At 71.5% G+C, this 19,725-nt stretch carries 12 protein-coding genes, 5 tRNA genes and 1 other RNA gene; 5 read left to right on the forward strand and 13 right to left on the reverse strand.

What is annotated here, in order from left to right:
- Positions 1-85: 85 nt before the first annotated feature.
- Genes VZL07_RS24200 through VZL07_RS24210 form a run of 3 tightly spaced genes read left to right on the forward strand, consistent with a single transcriptional unit; the run spans position 86 to position 5,537 of the window.
- Positions 86-1,606, forward strand: coding sequence for a carboxypeptidase regulatory-like domain-containing protein (locus VZL07_RS24200; protein WP_426749995.1), 1,521 nt, complete (start codon positions 86-88; stop codon positions 1,604-1,606).
- Positions 1,603-3,564 (forward strand): hypothetical protein, encoded by a 1,962-nt coding sequence (locus VZL07_RS24205; RefSeq protein WP_426749996.1) that lies wholly within the window; start codon positions 1,603-1,605, stop codon positions 3,562-3,564. The genes VZL07_RS24200 and VZL07_RS24205 overlap by 4 nt, the downstream gene beginning before the upstream one ends.
- Before the next feature lie 2 nt (positions 3,565-3,566).
- On the forward strand, positions 3,567-5,537 hold the full coding sequence (locus VZL07_RS24210; protein ID WP_426749997.1) for a protein kinase domain-containing protein: 1,971 nt from the start codon (positions 3,567-3,569) through the stop codon (positions 5,535-5,537).
- 36 nt (positions 5,538-5,573) lie between these two features.
- Here VZL07_RS24210 and recR read toward each other — a convergent pair whose 3' ends face one another.
- The 4 genes from recR to dnaX all read right to left on the reverse strand — a co-directional run bounded on the left by recR (position 5,574) and on the right by dnaX (position 9,043).
- The gene (gene recR / locus VZL07_RS24215) at positions 5,574-6,167 is read right to left on the reverse strand and encodes a recombination mediator RecR (protein WP_426749998.1); all 594 of its coding nucleotides are present in this window, start codon (positions 6,165-6,167) and stop codon (positions 5,574-5,576) included.
- Between the two features lie 6 nt (positions 6,168-6,173).
- A complete protein-coding gene (locus tag VZL07_RS24220) occupies positions 6,174-6,491 on the reverse strand; it encodes a YbaB/EbfC family nucleoid-associated protein (RefSeq protein WP_426750000.1) in 318 nt (105 codons plus the stop codon).
- A 91-nt stretch (positions 6,492-6,582) separates the two neighbouring features.
- Positions 6,583-7,764 (reverse strand): DNA polymerase III subunit gamma/tau, encoded by a 1,182-nt coding sequence (locus tag VZL07_RS24225; protein WP_426750001.1) that lies wholly within the window; start codon positions 7,762-7,764, stop codon positions 6,583-6,585.
- A gap of 70 nt (positions 7,765-7,834) precedes the next feature.
- Positions 7,835-9,043, reverse strand: coding sequence for a DNA polymerase III subunit gamma/tau (gene dnaX, locus VZL07_RS24230; protein ID WP_426750002.1), 1,209 nt, complete (start codon positions 9,041-9,043; stop codon positions 7,835-7,837).
- A 229-nt stretch (positions 9,044-9,272) separates the two neighbouring features.
- Here dnaX and VZL07_RS24235 point away from each other — a divergent pair, with 229 nt between their 5' ends.
- Positions 9,273-10,667, forward strand: a complete 1,395-nt coding sequence (locus VZL07_RS24235) for a glycosyltransferase family 39 protein (RefSeq protein ID WP_426757365.1) — start codon at positions 9,273-9,275, stop codon at positions 10,665-10,667.
- Between the two features lie 73 nt (positions 10,668-10,740).
- Here the strand turns inward: VZL07_RS24235 and ffs are convergent.
- The 9 genes from ffs to VZL07_RS24280 all read right to left on the reverse strand — a co-directional run bounded on the left by ffs (position 10,741) and on the right by VZL07_RS24280 (position 18,141).
- An RNA gene (ffs, locus tag VZL07_RS24240) (signal recognition particle sRNA small type) lies at positions 10,741-10,833 on the reverse strand.
- Between the two features lie 30 nt (positions 10,834-10,863).
- Positions 10,864-10,950, reverse strand: a tRNA-Ser gene (locus VZL07_RS24245).
- A 13-nt stretch (positions 10,951-10,963) separates the two neighbouring features.
- A tRNA-Ser gene (locus VZL07_RS24250) sits at positions 10,964-11,050 on the reverse strand.
- 5 nt (positions 11,051-11,055) lie between these two features.
- On the reverse strand, positions 11,056-11,520 hold the full coding sequence (gene tadA / locus VZL07_RS24255; RefSeq protein WP_426750003.1) for a tRNA adenosine(34) deaminase TadA: 465 nt from the start codon (positions 11,518-11,520) through the stop codon (positions 11,056-11,058).
- Positions 11,521-11,540: 20 nt separating this feature from the next.
- Positions 11,541-11,617: transfer RNA gene (locus tag VZL07_RS24260), tRNA-Arg, on the reverse strand.
- Between the two features lie 30 nt (positions 11,618-11,647).
- Positions 11,648-11,737, reverse strand: a tRNA-Ser gene (locus VZL07_RS24265).
- Between the two features lie 44 nt (positions 11,738-11,781).
- Positions 11,782-11,868: transfer RNA gene (locus VZL07_RS24270), tRNA-Ser, on the reverse strand.
- Positions 11,869-11,961: 93 nt separating this feature from the next.
- Positions 11,962-13,242, reverse strand: coding sequence for a serine--tRNA ligase (serS, locus tag VZL07_RS24275; RefSeq protein ID WP_426750004.1), 1,281 nt, complete (start codon positions 13,240-13,242; stop codon positions 11,962-11,964).
- Positions 13,243-13,386: 144 nt separating this feature from the next.
- Positions 13,387-18,141, reverse strand: coding sequence for a tetratricopeptide repeat protein (locus VZL07_RS24280; RefSeq protein WP_426750005.1), 4,755 nt, complete (start codon positions 18,139-18,141; stop codon positions 13,387-13,389).
- Between the two features lie 229 nt (positions 18,142-18,370).
- On the opposite strand from VZL07_RS24280, the gene VZL07_RS24285 reads away from it, so the two are divergent.
- On the forward strand, positions 18,371-19,684 hold the full coding sequence (locus VZL07_RS24285) for a protoporphyrinogen/coproporphyrinogen oxidase (RefSeq protein WP_426750006.1): 1,314 nt from the start codon (positions 18,371-18,373) through the stop codon (positions 19,682-19,684).
- Positions 19,685-19,725: the final 41 nt, after the last annotated feature.

Here is a 19,725-nt window from a genome sequence, read left to right on the forward strand (position 1 = left end):
GGGGTTGGGGGCCTTCCCGGCTTTCTCTATACTCCGCCGCGTCTTGCCGCCCCCGCTTCCCCTGCGTTCCCTCTCGGCGCGCCTGGTGCTGGTGCTCCTCACGCTGCTTGCCGCGCCCACCGTCCAGGCGGAGGCGGGGGCCGAGCGCGCCTCGTTGCGCCTGCGTTACGGGATGGCGCTGCGCGATGGGCGGCAGGCCGATGTAGGGCCGGGGCTCACCTATGAGGGCTTCACGCCGAACGATCTGGCGGCGGTGGGGACGGGGTGGCTGGGCACGTCCTGGTTCGGCGCGTGGGCCGGCGTGCAGCGAGAGGCCTTCGACCTGCGGGAAGGGACGCTGCGGATCACCGGTGGCAGCCTGCTGAGGGCCTCGGTGGGGCCCCGGGCGCGGGCCTTCCTGGGGCCGGTGCGCGCGGAGCTCGGCGCGGGCTATGGCTTCGCGCAGCTGCCTCACTTCCACGACTCCTCGGCGCCGGTCTTCCTGCGCGGCGTGCGGCACGCGGCCGTGGTGAATGGGGTCCTGCGGGTGTCCCTGCCGCTGGGGCTGGGGCTGGAGGCGCGCGGCGAGCTGCCGGTGTCGCTGGCGGTGCGGGATGCCTCGGGCGCTCGCGCGGAGGCCAAGGGGTTCTCCGCGGGCGGCGCGCTGCTGGTGCCGCTGCGGCGCGCGGAGCGCTGGACGGGCACGCTGGTGCTGGACTTCCAGCACGTGCAGGACACGGTGACGCTGGCGGATGGGACGGAGTCCCGGCAGCGGCTGCGGCGGGTGGGCGCGGCGCTGGAGCTGGCGTGGCATGACGGGGCGCGTCCCTCCCTGCCGGTGGTGGCGCCACCCGAGGCGCCGCCCGTGGTGGCGCCGGGCAGCGTGACGTTCCGGGTGCTGGATGCGCGCACGGGCCTTCCGCTTCCAGGAGCGCGCGTCGTGGTGGGCGAGGTGGAGCACGTGGCGGACGCGCTGGGGGAGGTGGACGTGGCGCCCCTGCCGCCCGGGCCGGTGGCCGCGCGGGTCAGCGCGGAGGGGTACGCCGCCGCGGAAGCGGAGACCACGGTGGAGGCCGGGACGCGCTCGGAGCTGGAGGTGAGGGCCAGCCCGCTGCCTCCAGCGACGGGCTCGCTGCGCGTGACGGTGGTGAATGCGCAGACGCGGGTGCCGCTGCCGGGGGTTCCGGTATCGGTGGGCACGGTGGAGGCGCGCACGAACCTGACGGGCGAGGCGTTGGTGGAGGCGCTGACGCCCGGGCCCGTGTCCGTCGCGGTGAAGTCCGCGGGTTTCCGGCCGGCGGAGGAGGCGGCGTTCATCGTCGCGGGGCAGGAGACAGCGCTGGCGGTCCCCCTGGAAGTGGAGCGCAAGGAGACCCGGGCGACGCTGACGGGTCAGGTCCGCAGCGCGCGGGGTGGCCAGCCCCTGGTGGCGACGCTCCTCATCACGAAGGCCAAGGTGCGTGCACGCACGGACAAGAAGGGCGCGTTCAACGTCCAGGTGCGAGGCGGCACCTATCGCATCACCATCTCCGCGCGAGGGCACCGGTCCCAGACGAAGGTCGTCACGCTGCGGAATGGTGAGCGGACCATCTTCAATGTCGACCTCTTCCCGAGGGGGAAACGGTGAGTCGTTGGTTCCTGGTGCTCCTGCTCCTCGTCTCGGCGTGTGACAAGGAGGCCGAGGCTCCGCCTCCCGCGGCCGTGGCGGCGGTGGACGCGGGCCCGGGCGAGGCGTTGGGGCGGCTGGAGGGGCTGTCCGGCGACGTGCGCCTGGAGCGCGGCGGCAAGCTGCAGCCCGCCTCGGAAGGGCCGCTGTACGGAGGCGACGCGGTGGAGACGGCCTCGGGCGGCGCGGCGACGGTGCGCTTCCCGGATGGCCGCTCCGTGGAGGTGGGGCCGGACGCGCGCTTCGCGCTGGGCGAGGACTCGGGAGGCATCGTGCTCCAGGTGGAGCGCGGCATCCTGCTGTCGCGTGTCCCGGCGGGCGTGAAGCGGACGGGGCCACGCTCCAAGGTGGCGCTGAGCATCCGCACGCCCTTCGGCCTCACGCGCGTGGGGCCCGAGGAGCCCAGCGAGGTGCGCGTGCAGGTGGCGGAGGACTCGGGCCGGGTCGAGGTGCGGCTGGGGGCCATCGAGTTCATCGGCCGCGACGGCAGGACGGTGCAAGCCGCCGAGGGCGACGCGGTGGAGGCGACGCCGGAGCGGACGGTGCTGGTGGCGCGAGGCGCGCGGGTGATGGAGCTGGCGCCGATGGCGGTGACGGTGCGGCTGGGGACGGGGCGCGCGGAGGTGCGGGCCCAGGGCAGCGCACGCTGGCGCGCGGTGGCGAAGCAGGGCGAGGTGCTGTCGCCGGGCGGCAGCGTGCGCACGGGGCGCGGGGGCTCGGCGGTGCTGGGACTGGAGGGCTCGGCGTCGGTGCTGTCGCTGGGCTCGGACTCGGAGCTGGCGTTGACGTCCGCGGGGCAGGGGGGCACCACCGACGAGGCGCGGCTGGACTTGTTGAAGGGGTGGCTGGGGCTGCAGCTGGCGCGCGGCCGCAACAGCCGCCTGGTGCTGCCGGGCTTGCGGCTGGAGGGTGACGGGGAGGCGCGGCTCGCGGTGCGGCGCACGGCCGCGGGCTATCTCGTGGATGCGCTCACCGGGCAGGTGACGCTGGTGCGCGGCGAGGCCCGGCAGGCGCTGCGCGCGGGCGAGCGCGCCACGGTGGACGCGGCGGCGGCGCAGGCTCCACGCGTCGAGCCGCTGGCTCCGGCACCGCTGGCCCTGGGCATCGCCGATGGCGCGGAGGTGTTCCACTCCGGGCTGCGGGAGGTGGCCATCACCTGGGAAGGCGAGGGCGAGGCGCAGGTGGAGGTGGCCGAGGACGCCGCCTTCACGCGCCCGGTGCTGTCGGGCACCGTGTTCCGCGCCTTCGTCAACGTGCCGGCACCGGCGCGGGGCCGCCTCCACTGGCGGGTGCGCCGCAAGGACGGTACGCAGGTGACGGGGAGCGCGTCGTTCGCGCCGGAGCGCGTGGTCCGCTCGCTGGCGCGCGTGCGCAACGTGGTGCCCGAGGGGCCGGACAAGACGACCATCATCTACCAGGACAAGCCGCCCGCGGTGACCTTCACCTACGGCGCGGACGCCTCCGCGGCGCGCTACCGCGTGGCGGTGTACCGCACGGGCGCGCTGGACACGCCGGTGGCCGAGCGCACCGTGACGGAGACGCGGGCCGCGCTGGACGCGGGAGCGCTGGGCGAGGGCAGCTACGTCTGGTCCGTGACGCCGCTTTCCGCCACGGGTGCACAGCTCAAGGGAGGGCGGATGAACAAGCTGGAGCTGGTCTACGACAACTCCGTGCCGGAGCTCGTGGTGTCCGCGCCGCGCAATGGCCAGCCCGCGGGAGCGAGGGTGCGCGCGGTCGGCGTCGCCCCGGTGGACGCTCGCCTGTCCATCAATGGACGTCCGGTGGCCCTGGATGGCAAACACCGCTTCAGCACGTGGGTGGAGCCGGTGGGCTCGCCTCCCGTGTTGGTGTTTAAGATGACGCGTCCCGGTGCCCCGGCGGTCCATACGGTGCGCACCCTGAAACAGCGAGGGCCGTGAGGATGTCACCCCCCCAGACGACCCGGCCTCCCGTGCCTGAAGTGGCGCCCGTGCCCCTGCTGCAGCCCTATGGCCCGTACGTGCTCGTGCGGAAGCTGGCCGAAGGCGGCATGGCGGAGATCTTCCTCGCCAAGCTGCTGGGCGCGGATGGCTTCGAGCGCAACGTCGTCATCAAGCGGATGCTGCCGCACCTGACGAACAACCCCGACTTCGTGGAGATGTTCCGGGACGAGGCGCGCCTGGCGGCGAAGCTGGCCCACCCGAACATCGTCCAGATTCAGGAGCTGGGCTTCGCGGAGGGCTGCTACTACATCTGCATGGAGTACCTCGCGGGCGAGGACTTCTCCACGACGCTGCGCCTTGCGGGACGCAAGCGCCACTACCTGCCGCTGCCCGTGGTGCTGCGGGTGCTCATCGACGCGGCGCGCGGGCTGCATTTCGCGCACGAGTTCACCAACGAGGCCGGGCAGCCGCTGAACGTCGTGCACCGCGACATCTCCCCGTCGAACCTGTACCTGACATACCAGGGGCAGGTGAAGGTGCTGGACTTCGGCATCGCCAAGGCCGAGTCGCGGCTCGTCAACACGCGCACCGGCGTGGTGAAGGGCAAGTACATGTACATGGCGCCGGAGCAGGCGCGCGGCAAGGAGGTGGACCGCCGCGCGGACGTCTTCGCGCTGGGCGTGAGCCTGTACGAGGCGCTCACGCACGTGCGGCCCTTCTCGCGGGAGAATGACCTCGCGGTGCTCAACGCCCTGCTACAGGGCGAGCTCAAGCCGCCGCGCGAGCTGCGGCCGGACCTTCCGGAGGAGCTGGAGGCCATCATCCTCAAGGCCATGGCCTTCAAGCCGGAGGACCGCTACCCGACGGCGGAGGCCTTCGCGAATGCGCTGGAGACATTCCTCAGTGAGCACCTGAGCGGCTCGGGCCCGGTGCAGCTCGGCGTCTTCCTGAAGGGGCACTTCGGGGAGGAGCGCTTCACCGAGCGCACCCGCATCCCCACGCTGGCCACGCTCACCGCGACGTACGGCGCGGGAGCGGAGGGAGGCCAGGCGCCCGGGGCTGGCGCGGAGGCGCAGGGAACGAACCTGTATGGCGTGCTCGCCCGGGACGGCGATGCCACGTCCGCGCAGCGGCCTGGGATGTCCGTGCGGCCGTCCTCCTCGGGCATGGTGCCCGCGCACGTTTCGGCGCCAGCGCCTCGCGTGCCCGGGACGCCGGAGCCGGCCACGGCCACCGCGGCTCCACGCTGGCGCACGCTGGCGGTGGGGCTCGCGGGCGGCATGCTGCTGACGGCCATGGGCATCGTCGGCTACCGGCAGTGGGAGACGACGCCCGCATCGGTGTCCCTGGCTCCCGCGTCCGCGACGGCCACGAACGTGGTGGAGCCGGCGGGAGCTGCTGTCCCGGCGCGCGTGGGTGCGGGGGCGCAGGCCTTGCCTGCCGCGGATGGGGCCGCAGCCACCGGTCAGGTGCCAGTGGGCGATGGCGCCCTGGCCGCGGCCGACGAAGATGGGGCCGGGAGCGCCCCGGTGGCGGTGGGCGCTGAGCAACCCACCGGGGCGGCTTCCGCGGAGTCGGCGGACCTCGCAGGTGCGCCGGTCCCCGCCTCGGACGTGGATGCGGAGGAGGCGGTGGCGGACGCGGCGCCCGTGCCGTCGAAGAAGACGGCCACGCAGAAGCGGGTGACGCTGGGCATCGACGACGTCCAGCGCGTGGTGTCGCGTGGGCGGTCCCGCATCTCCTCCTGCTTCGAGCGCTACAAGGCGGACCTGCCTTCGAGTCAGGGCGAGGTGCAGGTGCAGCTCACCATCGTCTCGTCGGGCAAGGTGCGGGCGGGGACGCGCGGGCCGCTGGCCACGTCGAACGTGGGGCGCTGCCTGGAAGCCCAGGCGGAGCGGCTTCGCTTCCCGGCGCACCGGGACCAGGAAGTCACCGTGGTGATGCCCTTCACGTGGTTGGTGACGCAGTAACGGCGCGAGCTGCCTCGCGCCGCCTGCATTCCAGGGCTACAGGTCGCGGCGGGCGGAGAGCGCCTTGGCGAGCGTGGCCTGGTCGGCGAACTCGAGGTCGCCGCCCATGGGCAGGCCCTGGGCGATGCGGGTGACGCGTAGCCCCATGGGCTTCAGCAGGCGCGTCAGGTACAGCGCGGTGGCCTCACCCTCGACGTCCGGGTTGGTGGCGAGGATGAGCTCCTCCACCCGGCCGTCGTTGAGCCGCTCCAGCAGCTCGCGGATGCGGAGCTGGTCGGGGCCCACGCCCTCGAGCGGCGACAGCACACCGTGGAGGACGTGGTAGCGGCCCTTGAACTCGCGGGTGCGCTCCAGCGCCATCAGGTCCGCGAACGTCTCCACGACGCACAGCACCCGTTCGTCACGCCGTTCGTCCCGGCAGAAGTTGCAGGTCTCCGCGTCGGTGAGGGAGAAGCAGCGCACGCACAGGTGCACCTTCTCCTTCACCTCGCGGATGGCTTGCGACAGCTCCGCCGCGTACTCACCCTGCGCGCGCAGGATGAAGAACGCGAGGCGCTGCGCGGTCTTCTCGCCGATGCCCGGCAGTTTCGCCAGCTGGGCGACGAGTCGATTCAGCGGATCGGGGGTCATCCGTTATCAGGTAATGCCGGGGATCTTGACGCCGCCGGAGATTTTCGCGAGCTCGCGCTGCATGTGCTGCCGGCTGCTCGCCAGGGCGGCATTCACGGCGGCGGTGATGAGGTCCTCGAGCATCGACGTGTCGTTGGGGTCGATGGCTTCCTTGTCGATCTTGATGCTGCGGATCTCCTGGATGCCGTTGGCGACGACGGTGACACGGCCGTCACCGGCCTTGGCCTCGACGCTCTCGTCCGCCAGCTGCTGCTTCCGCTCTTCAATCTTCTCCGTCAGCTTGTTCGCCTGCCGGATGAAGTAGTTCAGGTCGACGCCAGGCATATGCTTCCTCGGTGCTCGTGGGAGCGGGTGCCATGGTGGCCCCGCCCGGGCGTGGAATGGGGCGCCACCCTACCGTTGCGCGCGACGGTTGTCAGGCGCTGTCGTCGGGAGTGTCGGCCGCCGGGACGGCCCCGGGGCGCTCGGGCTCATAGACCTGGATGTGTTCGATTTCGCCGCCCAGGAACTTGAGCACCGCCCGGACGGCCGGATGGTTGCGGACCTTGTTGTCGGTGTTCTTCTCGTGGGCCTGGCGGCTCTGGGCGTCCTGCTCCGCCAGGCTGGGGCCCAGGCGAGGGTCATCCGGGGACGCATCCTGGAGGGTGAGCTTCACCGGGCGGCCGAAGTGCTCCGCCAGGGCCCGGTCCACGGCGGCCTTGCCCGCGGTCGAGTTGACGGCCATGCGGTGGAAGCCGGCCACGGGCAGGAAGCCGAGGACGATTTCACCGTTGCGCATGGACATCAGGCGCCCGTTGGCGAGCGCGGCGCCCTGCCGGGGATGGGAGGCCTTCACCGTGTCCACCGCGGCCCGCCACCGCTCGATGAGGGGCAGGTTGGGATTGTCCCGGGAGCGGATGACGGGGGCGGCCGGCTCGGGTTCGGGCTCGCTGTGGAGGGTCGGCTCGGGCGCGGGGGGCGGCACGGGCGCCGGCGTGGGGGGAGGCGCGGCCACGTCGGGGAGGCACTCTCCGGACGCACAGCCTTCAGGGGAGTGCTCCTCGGGGTAGTAGCGCGCGTCCTCTTCCTCCGCGTAGGGCGGAGGCTCGGCGGGCGCGATGGGCTCCGGCCTGCGGATGTTGGTGATGCGGACCTGCGGCGCGGGCTCGGTGGTGCGAGACAGCGGCGTGGCGCCGGCGGGCGGGGCCGACGGCGACGTGGGGGCGACGGGGGCCTGTGCCGAGCCCCCATTGCGGAGGAAGGAGAGCGGGCGCGCGGCCGACGGCGGCAGCCCCTCCATCACCGGCCCGGAGGGAACCATCGGTGTGGCCTGATAGCCCTGCGTGGCGGGCGCGGGGCCGCCGTTGGCGCTGCCACCATTGCGGAGGAGGGACAGCGGCCGGGCCGCCGACGGGGACAGGTCATCCATGCGCGGCCCGGGGGGCACCGCGCTGCGCGGGGGCTCGTCGTGGCGCATGGCTCCGGCGCCAGCACTGAAGCGGGGCGGCTCCTCGGGACGGACTGGCGGCTGAAACGCGCCGGCGTGAGGCGGCACGTCCTGGCGCATGCCTGCCGCGGGGGCGGGCGGGGGCTCCATGGAGCGAGGCGCCTGTCCCATGGGCGCACCTCGAGCCTCCCATGGCCGTGGGGCCGGGGCAGCCGCCTGCATCGATGTGTCGGGGCGCGGCTCAGGCGCGAAAGTTGGCGGGGCTGGAGCGACCTCCCGGCGCTCCAGCGTTCGACTTCGCGGAACCGTCTCCCATCCCCGCTGCGAGCTTGTCCACGCGGGCGAGCAGCTCGGGAATCGAACCACCCGGGGACAGCTGGATGGCCTTGAGCAGCGCCATCTCCAGCGCCAGACGCGGCTGGGCCGCGCGCGACACGTCCCAGATGCAGCCATGCACCACGTCGAACAGCCGGGTGAGCTGCGCGGGCTCCGCGTCCTGGGCGAGCGCCATCAGCGCCTTCTGCTCGGACTCGGCCAGCTCGTCCGGGGCCTTGCCCAGCGTCTTGGTGACGAAGAGATGCCGCAGCTGGAAGGCCAGCTCCTCCGCCAGGCGCTTCAGGTCGAGCCCGCGGTTGAAGACCTCCTCCACGCGCTCCAGCACGCGCTTCGCGTCCTTGTGGACGAGCGCGTCGGCGAAGTCCTGCACCAGCGTGCGGTCGATGGCGCCCAGCGCCTCGGCGACTTCTTCATCGGAGGGGTTGGCCCCGCACGAGGCGAGCACCTGGTCCAGCAGGCTCAGCGCGTCGCGCATGCCGCCTTCGGACTGGCGCACCACCAGCGACAGCGAGCGGTCGGAGATGCCGGCCCCCTCCGCCTTGCAGATTTCCTGGAGCCGCTGGAGCATCCGCGCCGCCGGAATCCGGCGGAAGTTGTGGCGCTGGCAGCGCGACAGGATGGTGTCCGGGAGCTTGTGCGCCTCGGTGGTCGCGAAGATGAACTTCACGTGCCCGGGCGGCTCCTCCAGCGTCTTGAGCAGCGCGTTGAACGCCGCTCCCGACAACATGTGGACCTCGTCGATGATGTAGATTTTGTGCCGGTCCCGCTGCGGCAGGTACTTCGCGTTCTCGCGAATCTCGCGGACGTTCTCGACGCCGTTGTTGGAGGCACCGTCGATCTCCGCGACGTCCACGCTCGTACCCGCGGCAATCTCCGTGCACGCACGGCATTCACCGCAGGGCTGGGCGGTGGGGCCCTTCTCACAGTTGAGCGCCTTGGCGAGCAGGCGGGCGGCCGTCGTCTTGCCCACGCCGCGAGGTCCGCAGAACAGGTACGCGTGCGCGACCCGGTCCATCTTGATGGCGTTCGCGACGGTCCGGACGACGTGCTCCTGCCCGGTCATGTCATCGAACTTCTGTGGGCGCCATTTGCGGGCGAGAACGAGGTAGCTCATGGGGGGCGTCATCTAAACACGGTGGCGTGAATGATCCATGTCGTTGCCCTCCCACGAGGTGGGATTCCACTCTCCGTCCCGCCCCGCGTCGGGGCCGGGAGGAGGGCGGGCGGACAAACGTCTCGTGCCTTGCGTCCGGCTTCCCGGGCAGGAAGATTCGGCCGCGCCCGTGTCCGCGCCACGCCTCTCCACTCCTACCGATTCCGCCCCGCTGCCCGAGCTGACGCTCATGCCCGAGGCCGCGCCTCGGCGCGCCCCGGCCCGGCACTGGACCCGCTGGGCGCTGCCCGTCGTGGCCGTTCTTCCAGGGCTCATCGCGGTGGTGCAGCTGGGCCGCATCCACCCGGACGAGGTGTACCAGGCGCTGGAGCCGGCCTGGTGGCGCGCGCACGGCTACGGCGTCCTGGCCTGGGAGTGGCGTGAGGGCCTCCGCAACTGGGCCGTGCCCAGCGTGCTGGCCGGCTTCCTCGGGCTGGCGGACCTGCTCGGCATCACCCATCCGAGAGCCTACCGCGCCGTGGTGGCGATTCCCCAGGTGGCGCTGCACGCCTGGAGCCTCTGGGCCGCATACCGCTTCGCCGAGCGCCGTGCCGGCCCCTCCGGGGGAGGGCTGGCCGCGCTGCTCGTGGGCCTCTACGGGCCCGTGCTCGTCTTCGCGGGCCGCACCCTGTCCGAGTCGATCTCCGCCTCACTGCTCGTCATCGCCATGGAGGCGCTGGACCGGCGCGAGCGGGTGACACGGGCGGGGCTCGTGGGCGGCCTGGCCCTGGGGTTGGCGGTGGTGGCGCGCTATCCGTCCGCCGTCTTCGTCATCGCGGCGCTGGTGTGGCTGGCGGCGGTGCGGCGCTGGCGGCTGCTCGTCTTCACCTGCGTGAGTGGCCTCGGCGTGGCGGCGGCGCTCGGCGCGCTGGACTGGGCGACATGGGGCACGCCCTTCCATTCCTTCCTCGCCTACGTCCGCTTCAACGTCCTCTCCGGCGCGGCGGCGGCCCAATTCGGCGCGGCCGCCCCCAGCTTCTACGCGCAGCCGCTGCTCTCCGCTGTGCCGCTCTGGGCCTGGGCCGCCGTGCCGCTGGGCTTCATCGCGCTCCGGCGGCAGCGCTCGCTCTCGCTCCCGCTGTGGTGCGCCGCCGTCTACACCGGCGCGCTGCTGGCCACCGAGCACAAGGAGGAGCGCTTCCTCTATCCCGCCCTGGTGCTGCTCGTGCTGGCCGCGGCGCCGCAGGTGGCGGCCTTCCTCGCCAGCCACCTGGGGCCGCGCGCGAGGGGGGGCCTCGCCGGTCTCGCCCTCATCAGCAGCCTGGCGGTGGCCGCTGTCTTCCCATCCGTGGACCTGCGCGCGGACCAGTTTCGCGCGATTGTGGCAGCCACCCGGGGCGACGCGCGGGGCTTGCTCATCGTCAACGAGGGGCTGTGGGGCTCGGGCGGCTTCTTCTACGTGGGGAAACGGATTCCCTGGCGCACCTGCGACTGGCCGCACGACGCAGCCTTCCAGCGGGCCCTGCACGACCGGACCTTCAACCGCGCCGTCACCTTCGAGGACCGCGCCCTCGAGGAGCTCCAGGCGGGCGGCTTCCGCATCGTCCGGAAGATTGGGCGCGAGACGATTCTGTCGCGCGAGTAGGGCAGGGGCGCGGCGCGGAGGCGAGCCCGCAAAGGCGAAGAGCCGGTGCCCTGAACAGGACACCGGCTCTTCATGAAGGACGGCCGGGACACACGCGGAAGTACGCTACCGTTGCTTCCTTCCGGACCTGGCGGGGTTCACGCCCCCACGTTGTCCCGACCATAAAAGATGTAACGACGTGCTGCAGAAACGACAACGGAGAGGGTGGGATTCGAACCCACGATACCCTTTCAGATATACACGCGTTCCAGGCGTGCGCCTTCAACCGCTCGGCCACCTCTCCAAAAAAGCTGGAGCGGAGAGCGTAGGATTCGAACCTACGATACCGTTGCCGGTATGCCTGATTTCGAGTCAGGTGCCTTCGACCACTCGGCCAGCTCTCCAGTATTCAGTTTTCACGTTTCTTCGCACGCAAGCGTCCGAAAAACGTCTTCAGCAGCAGGCGGCTCTCGTCCGCCAGGATACCACTCGTGACCTGGAGCCGGTGGTTGTGTCGAGGCTCTTCGACCAGGTTGTAGAGCGAGCCCACCGCGCCTGCCTTCGGATCGAAAGCCCCGAAAACGAGCCGTGTCACGCGAGACTGCACCAGACCTCCGGCGCACATGGCACAAGGTTCAAGCGTCACATACAGGGTGACACCCGAGAGCCGCCAGGCGCCGATTCTCCGGGCCGCGGCATCCATTGCCAACATCTCAGCGTGAGCGAGTGGGTTTCGGTCCACCTCCCGGCGATTGAAGCCGGTGCCAACGACTTCTCCGTCAAGCACCGCCACTGCACCAACGGGGACCTCTCCGAGTTCCGCTGCTTCCCGCGCGAGCGATAGCGCCTGCTGCATGAAAGCTTCGTCACTCATGGAGAACTGCTCGAAAGAAGTGGCGCTCCCTGGAGGATTCGAACCTCCGGCCTTCGGATTCGTAGTCCGACGCTCTATCCAGCTGAGCTAAGGGAGCAATTTCTTCCGGCGCTGCTACAACAACAAGTGGCGGAGAGAGAGGGATTCGAACCCTCGATACCCTTTCGAGTATGCAGGTTTAGCAAACCTGTGCCTTCAGCCTCTCGGCCATCTCTCCATCTCTTCTCTGTCAAAGAGCCGCTAAACTCAAGAACAAAAACTCGGAGGCGGTAGGATTCGAACCTACGGAGAGCTTGCACCCTCTGCGGTTTTCAAGACCGCTGCCTTCAACCGCTCGGCCACGCCTCCATACCACCGGGGCCGACAAGGCACCCCGCGCACCGACGTCCGCGGGGCCGCCCTTCTACCTGATTCTTCGCGCGTTGCAAGCCGGATTCAGACTCAAATCGGCTTCAGCTCCTTCAAACCGCCCATGTAGGGCACCAACGCCTCGGGAATGGCCACGCTTCCGTCCTCGCGCTGGTAGTTCTCCAGGATGGCGATGGTCGTCCGGCCCACCGCCAGGCCACTGCCGTTGAGCGTGTGGGCGAGCTGAGGCTTGTCCCCCTTCTGGGCCCGGTAGCGAATCCTGGCCCGGCGGGCCTGGAAGTCGCCGCAGTCGGAGCAGGACGAAATCTCGCGGTAGGCGTTCTGCCCAGGCAGCCAGACCTCGATGTCGTACGTCTTGCGGGCGCTGAAGCCCATGTCTCCGGTGCAAAGGAGCATGACGCGGTGGTGGAGCCCCAGGCGGCGGAGGATGTCGCAGGCGTCGTCCGTCATCGCCTCGAGCTCGTCCAGGCTCTTGTCCTGGTGGGCGAACTTCACCAGCTCCACCTTGTGGAACTGGTGCTGGCGGATGAGGCCGCGGGTGTCCTTGCCGGCGGCGCCGGCCTCGGCCCGGAAGCTGGGGCTGAAGGCGCAGTAGCGGAGGGGGAGCGACTCGCCCTCCAGGATTTCGTCCGCGTGGTAGTTGGTGACGGGCACTTCCGCGGTGGGGATGAGGAAGCGCTCCGGGTCGCCCACCGTCTTGAAGACGTCGTCCTCGAACTTGGGCAGCTGCCCGGTGCCCATCATCGTCTCGCGCAGCACCAGGTAGGGCGGGAGCAGCTCCGTGTAGCCCTTGCTGGTGTGCACGTCGATCATGAAGGTGACGAGCGCCCGCTCCAGCCGGGCCAGCGCGCCCTTGTAGAAGGCGAAGCGGCTGCCGGACACCTTGGCGGCGCGCTCGAAGTCGAGCATGCCCAGCTTCTCGCCCAGCTCGAAGTGCTGCTTGGGGGCGAAGAGGAGGTTGGGCTTCTCGCCCCAGATGCTCACCTGGACGTTGTCCTCGGCGCCGCCGCCCACGGGGACGGACTCGTGGGGCACGTTGGGGATGAGCAGGAGGATGCGGTTGAGCTCTTCCTCCACCTCCTTGAGGCGCGCCTCCTTCTCCTTGATTTCCTGGGAGACGGCGCGGAGGTCGCCACGCAGCGCGTCCAGCGCCTTCGGGTCCTCCTTCGCCTTGCGCTTCATCTCCTCGTTGGCGGCGTTGCGGCGCGCGGCCAGCGACTCCACGGAGACGTACAGCTCGCGGCGCTCGGCGAAGAGCCGCTGGAAAGGGCCCAAATCCAGGTTGCCGCCCCGCGTCTTGAGCCGGGCGACCACCGCATCGAAGTTCTGCGCAACGTTCCGGAGGTCCAGCATGGAGCACGCCTTGTAGTCACCCCCGGTGAGGCCAGCAAGGTTCCTCGCAACCGGGGTGCTCAAGGCCGGACGCCGCGCCGTCCCGCCCTCTGCCGCCGCCCGGAGCGGGTGGCGCCGGGCGGGTCGGGGCAGGGGGGGGCGACCTCAGTTCTGCAGGTCGTAGATTTCGTCCTCGATGTCCTTCTTGTCCGTCGCGTCTGGCTTGCGGGAGAGGTAGTCCTTGAAGGCCTGCACCGCCTCCCGGCGCTTGTTGCGCTCCTTATAGGCGAAGCCCAGGTAGTAGTAGGCCATGGGATTCTCCGGCTCGAGGTTGGTGGCCTTGCGGTACCACTCGATGGCCTTGGCGTGCTGGGCCTGCTCGGTGAAGGCGCGGGCGACCTTGTAATAGACGTAGGTGAGCTTGGGGTCCGCCTTCAGGGCCGCCTGGTAGCGCTTGATGGCGTCGTTCCAGCGGGCGGCGGCGAAGTAGGCGTCACCAATGGAGCCCAGCACCCGCGTGCGGCGGGGGTCGGCCTTCAGGCTGGCCTCGAACGAGGTGATGGCCTCGTCGAACTGGCCGCTCTCCAGCAGCGCGTGACCGAGCGCCTCGTGGGCGTCCGCGTGGCCGCCGTCCAGCTCCACGGCCTTGCGCCAGGAGTCCATGGCGTCCGGCAGGTTCTTCGCGTCCCGCAGGATGACGCCATAGGCGTAGTGGTAGTCCGGGCGGTTGGGCGCGCGGTCCACGGCCTTGCGCATGTTGTCCATCGCCTGGGTGAACTCCATCCGCTTCGCCTTGACGAGCGCCAGGTAGTAGAGCGCCTCGTGGTTGGAGGGCTCGTTGCTCAGGGCGAGGCCCAGGTTGCTCTCCGCGCCCGGCAGGTCCCCCCGCTCGAGCAGCACGGCGCCGAGCGTAATCGGGATGGTGGTGGAGCGAGGGTCCTCCGTCTTCGCCTTCTCCAGCTCGGCCACGGCCTCCTCGAGCTGACCCAGCCGCCACAGCACGAGGCCGCGCTGCAGCCGGCCGTCCTTGAGCAGGTGCGGGTCCAGCTCCAGGGCGCGGTTGGCCTCGGTCTTCGCCGTCTCCAGGTCGTCGGTCAGCAGGGCCACGCGAGACAGCCCCAGGTGGGCGTCGGCGAGGATGGGGTCGAGCTTCACGGACCGCTCGAACTCCTGCTGGGCCAGCAGCGCGTTGTTCTCCGCCAGGGCCAGCTCGCCCAGGCCCGCACGCACGCCGGCGTGCTCCGGGGCCCGCTTCACGGCCTCCTCCAGCTGAGCGCGCGCCTCCGCGTTGCGGCGCTGCGCCAGGTAGAAGCGGCCCAGGTAGAGGCGGGCCTCCACCAGGTTCTCGTCCGCGGCGATGGCGCGCTTGTAGTGGCCCTCCGCGTCGGAGAGCTTGTCGAGCGCGTCCTCGATGCGGCCGTACAGGTAGGCGATGCGCGCCTCGTTGGGGAACACGCCGTTCGCCTTCTTCACGGCCTCCAGCGCGTCCTGCATCTTCCCGGTCATCACCAGCGCGGTGATGTGGCCGTCCGCGAATTCGAGGTTGCCGGGCTCCTCCGTCGCCAGCGCCGCGTAGATGGGCAGCGCCGCGTCGAAGTTGCGCTGGGCGCGCAGCACGCGGGCGAGCTGGCCGCGGAGGAAGGGCGACCTGGCGTCCATCTCCAGGGCGGCCTTCAGCTCGGCCTCGGCCTCCTTCGGCTGGTGCTTCTGGAACATCGCCACGCCCTTGAGGCCGCGGGCCCGGGCGATCTCCGCGGGGCCCAGCGCGGACTGCACGTCGGCCGCCAGGGCGCGCTCGACGGCCTCGGAGCCCTTCTCCACGTCCTTGCGGACCAGCAGCTCCACCGCGGCCAGCTCCACGGCGGAGGCCACGTGCTTCGGGTCCGCCTCCAGGGCCGCGGCATAGGCGGCCGCGGCCTCGTCGGCGCGGTCCGCCGCCTGGTGCAGGTTGCCCACGGCGTGGTGGGCCTTGGCGGACTTGGGGTTCTTCTCGAGCACCTTCTTCAGCGTGTCCAGGGCGCGCTTCTCGTCGCGCTTCTGGGCGTAGGCCTCGGCCAGCAGGAAGGCCAGCTCCAGGTCGCCCTGGGTGTCCTCGCGGCTGTAGGCGCTGCTCAGCGAGGGGATGACGGAGTCCGCCTGACGGCCGGTGAGCGCGATGGCCGCCGTCAGCTTGATGACGTCCATGTCCTTCTCGCCCAGCAGCTCGATGTCCGGCAGGTCCTGCCGGCAGCGGGCCATCTCATTGGGGTTGCCCGCGGCATAGCGGCGCTGGAGGTAGTGGACGGACTGGCACCACAGCGAGCGCACCTCCGGGTACTCCTTCTGCTGGAGCACCTTGGCGCTGAGCTCGCGAGCCTGCTTGTAGCTCTCGAAGGTGTCCCGGAGCAGCGCCTGCTTCGCCTCGTCCACCTGCTTCGCCTCGGCGGAGCCGTCGGAGACACGCGCGGGGAAGAGGGCCCGGCGGCCGAAGGCGCCATAGCGCGTGCCGAACTCCATGCCCGCGCCGATGCCTGCCACCACGACCACGACACCCGCGGCAATCATGGCCGGGATGCGCTTCTTCCACTTCTCCGTGTTGCCGCTGCGGTCCACCACGGAGACCGCGGCCATGCGGCCTTCATAGAGCTGCTCCAGCCGCCTCATGTTGGCCTGCGGGCTGGCGCCTTCCGTGCTGGGCGCGTCGACGGTGGCCGCCGCCGGCGCCGCCGCGGGCGTCACCAGCTTGGCGGGCCCCTCCATCAGCCGCTGGATGGCGGCGGCGAAGGTCGGCACGGTGCCGATGGCGGACCAGGTCTCCGAGTCGAGCGAGACGTCCTCGTTGCCCAGGAGCTGCCCGTCCTCGAGCATCTTGACGATGACGCCCTCGTCGAACGGGCCGAACACCTTGCCCGAGCGGCGGCGCACGTGGAAGCGGCGCACCTTGGCGCCGGCCTGGGCACCGCCTTCCTTGCCGGCCGCGTCGTCGATGAAGGACAGCATCTCCAGGCCGTCCGCGGGGCCCGCGTTGGGCGGGGGCGGCAGCGGGTCGGAGAGGTCCGCCTCCAGGTCGTCATCCGGCCTGGCGGTGGGGTCGAACTCGAGCGAGTCCGGGATGGAGGGCGACGGGACGGCCGCGGACGGCGGCGCGCCGAAGTCCACGTCGCCGAAGTCCACCGCCGGATTGACGGCGACGGCGGGCGCCGGCGCAGGGGGCTCGGCGAAGTCGATGGCGAAGGGGTCCGCCGGTGGAGGCGCGGCCGGCGGTGGGGCACCGAAGTCGGCGGCGAACGGGTCCGCGGCTGGCGGCGGTGCGCTGAAGTCGACGGCGAACGGGTCCGCGGCCGGGGCGGGCGCGCCGGGCGGCTCGTTGAAGTCGAACGACAGGTCCGGTGCCGGCGCGGCCGGAGCGGGCAGGTCCGCGAACTCCAGGGCCTGCGGCGCCGCGGGGGCGGGCAGATCGGAGAAGTCCGCGGACGGAGGCGGCGGCAGGGCGAACGGGTCGGCGCTCGCGGGAACCGGCAGCTCACCGAAGTCAAAGGATGGCGCTCCCGCCGCGGGCGGCGGCATGACGTACGGCGAGGCCGCGGGGGCCTCTGGCATGGCGTACGCGTCCGGCGCGGGGGGCATCGCGAAGGGGTCCGCCTGGGGCGGCGGCAGGGCGAACGGGTCGTCCACGGGCGCGCTGGCCGCGGGCGGTGGGAGCGCGAAGGGGTCCGCCTCCGGAACCTGGGCCTGGACGCCGCCGCTGGGGGCCTCGATGTCGAAGGCGAACGGGTCCTCCGCGGGCGGCGACTCCACGGGGACCGGCAGGGCGTCGTCCGAGAAGTCGAAGTCCCGGGCCGTTCCCGCGGGCGCGTTCACGCCGTAGCCCTGGGCGATGTCGGCGGCGGGGGCCTCGGTGGTGTCGAAGTCGAAGTCACGCGCGGTGCCCGAGGGGGCGTTGACGCCATAGTCCGCCGCCGGAGCAGGGGGCTCGCGGAAGGCGTCGTTCGGCAGGGGGATGGAGACGACGCGGGTCACATCCCGGGTGTCCTGGACCGGCTCGCCGTCGTATCCGCCGAACGCGTCCGGGGAAGCATCCGCCCCCGAGTGCGGCATGGCCGCCGCGGCTTCGGCAGGCGAGCTCATGTCGAAGGCGAACGCGTCCTCTTCGGGCGCGGACGGCGGGGCCGCGTCGAAGCCGAAGGCGCCGGCCTCGGGGGCGGCCTGGGCCGGCTCGCTCATGTCGAAGGCGAACGGGTCGGCCTCGGGTGCGCCCGGCAGTGGAATGGCGGCGCCCGCCGCGGCGCCGAACGCCTCGGAGGCACCCGGCAGCGGGACGGCAGCACCTGGCGCGGCGGCGGCCTGGGGCGCGCCCGGCAGGGGGATGGCACCGGAGCCCGCGGCCCCGGCCGGCGCGGGAGCCCCGGGAAGGGGGATGGCCCCGGCGGTGGGGGCAGCCGGCAGCGGGATGGCTCCGGCTGGCGCGGGCGCTCCGGGCAGGGGGATGGCCCCGGCGGCCGTGGAGGCACCCGGCGGCGTGGCTCCGGCAGCAGCGCCCGGCAGCGGAATGGCGGCGCCGAATGTCTGGGGGGCACCTGGGAGCGGAATGGCGGCGCCCGGGGCGGCGCCGGCTGCCTGGGGCGCGCCCGGCAGCGGGATGGCCGCGGAGCCCGCATGCGGGGTGGCCCCAGCGGCGGGCGCGCCCGGCAGGGGGACGGCGGCCTGGGGCGCGGCACCCGGCAGGGGAACGGCGGCGGCCGGCGCCGCGGGCGCGGTCGTCCCCGGCAGGGGAACGGCTGCCTCGGCGGCGGGGGGAGGCGCCGCGGGCGCGCTCACCGCCTCGAGCTTGATGGGGAAGGTGGTCTGGCACCGAGCACACTTGAGCTTCGCGCCGCCCGGGGGGATCCGCTTGTCATCGATGTTGTAGTTCGTCTGGCAAGACGGGCAGGAGACTTTCATGGGGTTCCTTCGACGGGACCAGCTGGCGCGTACGCTCGCGAGAGGGGGACCGAGCGCCTTCGCGGTGCGCGCAGGCTACCAGAGGCGTTTCCAGCCCGGAAAGAACGCGCACGAAGAGGTTGAAGCGCACCCTCCCGGACAAGCAGGCAAGGGCCGACCCCTCCCTCCGGTCAGCACCCCGCGTTCGTTTCGCCGCTCCTGGAGTGGAAGGTGGTAGACCCGCCCCTTCATGGAACCCATCGTCATCCTGGGCGCGGGCCTCGCGGGCCTGTCCACTGCCCACTTCCTGAACAAGCCCTGGCGGCTCATCGAGAAGTCCGACCGGGTCGGCGGCCTCATCAAGACCGAGGTCATCCAGGGGTGTTATTTCGACCCCACCGGGCACTGGCTCCACTTGAGGGACCCGGAGATTCAGGCCCTGGTCAACACGCTGTGGCTGCCGGAGCAGATGGTCCGCATCCAGCGCAAGGCGGGCATCTTCACGCGCGGGGTGTTCACCCGCTTCCCGTACCAGGTGAACACGCACGGCCTGCCGCCGGAGGTGGTGGCGGAGAACCTCACCGGCTACGTGGAAGCCGTCTACGGTGAGAAGGGCCGCGAGCTGCGCGAGCGCGAGCCGCGCAACTTCGAGGAGTTCATCCTCCGCTACATGGGAGAGGGCTTCGCGAAGAACTTCATGGTGCCCTACAACCAGAAGCTGTGGACGGTGCACCCGCGTGAGATGTCCGCCGCCTGGGTGGGCCGCTTCGTGCCGCGCCCCAGCCTCAAGGAAGTGGTGGATGGCGCGCTGGGCGTGGGCAGCGACGCGGTGGGCTACAACGCGTCGTTCCTGTACCCGCGCGAGGGCGGCATCGAGAGCCTCGCCCGCGCCATGCTGAGCCACCTGAAGGGCGGCCAGCTCAGCACGCACACCGAGCCCACCGCCATCGACTGGAAGGCCCGGAAGGTGACGCTGTCGGACGGGAGCGTGCAGCCGTATGCGGGGCTGGTGTCCAGCATCTCGCTGCCGGGGCTGGTGAAGCTGCTCGCGAAGGGCGAGGCCGGCGTGCCTGACACCGTGCAGGACGCGGCGAAGCGGCTGCGCGCCACCACCGTCACCTACGTGGCCGTGGGCGCCAAGGGGCCCAACCGCCAACCCTGGCATTGGATCTACACGCCGGAGCCGGAGTTCCACACGTACCGCATCGGCTCGCCCTCGGCCGTGTACGCGCCGCTGGCCCCGCCGGACACGTCCACCTTCTACGTGGAGTACAGCCACCACGGCGAGCTGTCCCCCGCGGCCGCGGAGAAGTACGCCGTGGAGGACCTGGTCCGCTCGCAGATGATTCACGCCGCGGACGATGTCTTCTTCGCCCACGCGCGCGAGATTCCCCACGCCTACGTGCTCTATGACGAGGCCTATGGGCCGGCGAAGTCGGAGATCCTCCGCTTCCTGGAGCACGCCGGAATCTTGATCGCCGGCCGCTATGGCCAGTGGGAGTACTCCTCGATGGAGGACGCCATCCTCGCGGGGCGGGCCTGCGCGCGAGCTCTCAACGGTTGACATCCCGGGTGCCCATTCGTCGCATTGTGTCGACGGGTGGG

The organism is Pseudomyxococcus flavus, assembly GCF_050038885.1.
Taxonomy (GTDB): Bacteria; Myxococcota; Myxococcia; order Myxococcales; family Myxococcaceae; genus Myxococcus; species Myxococcus flavus.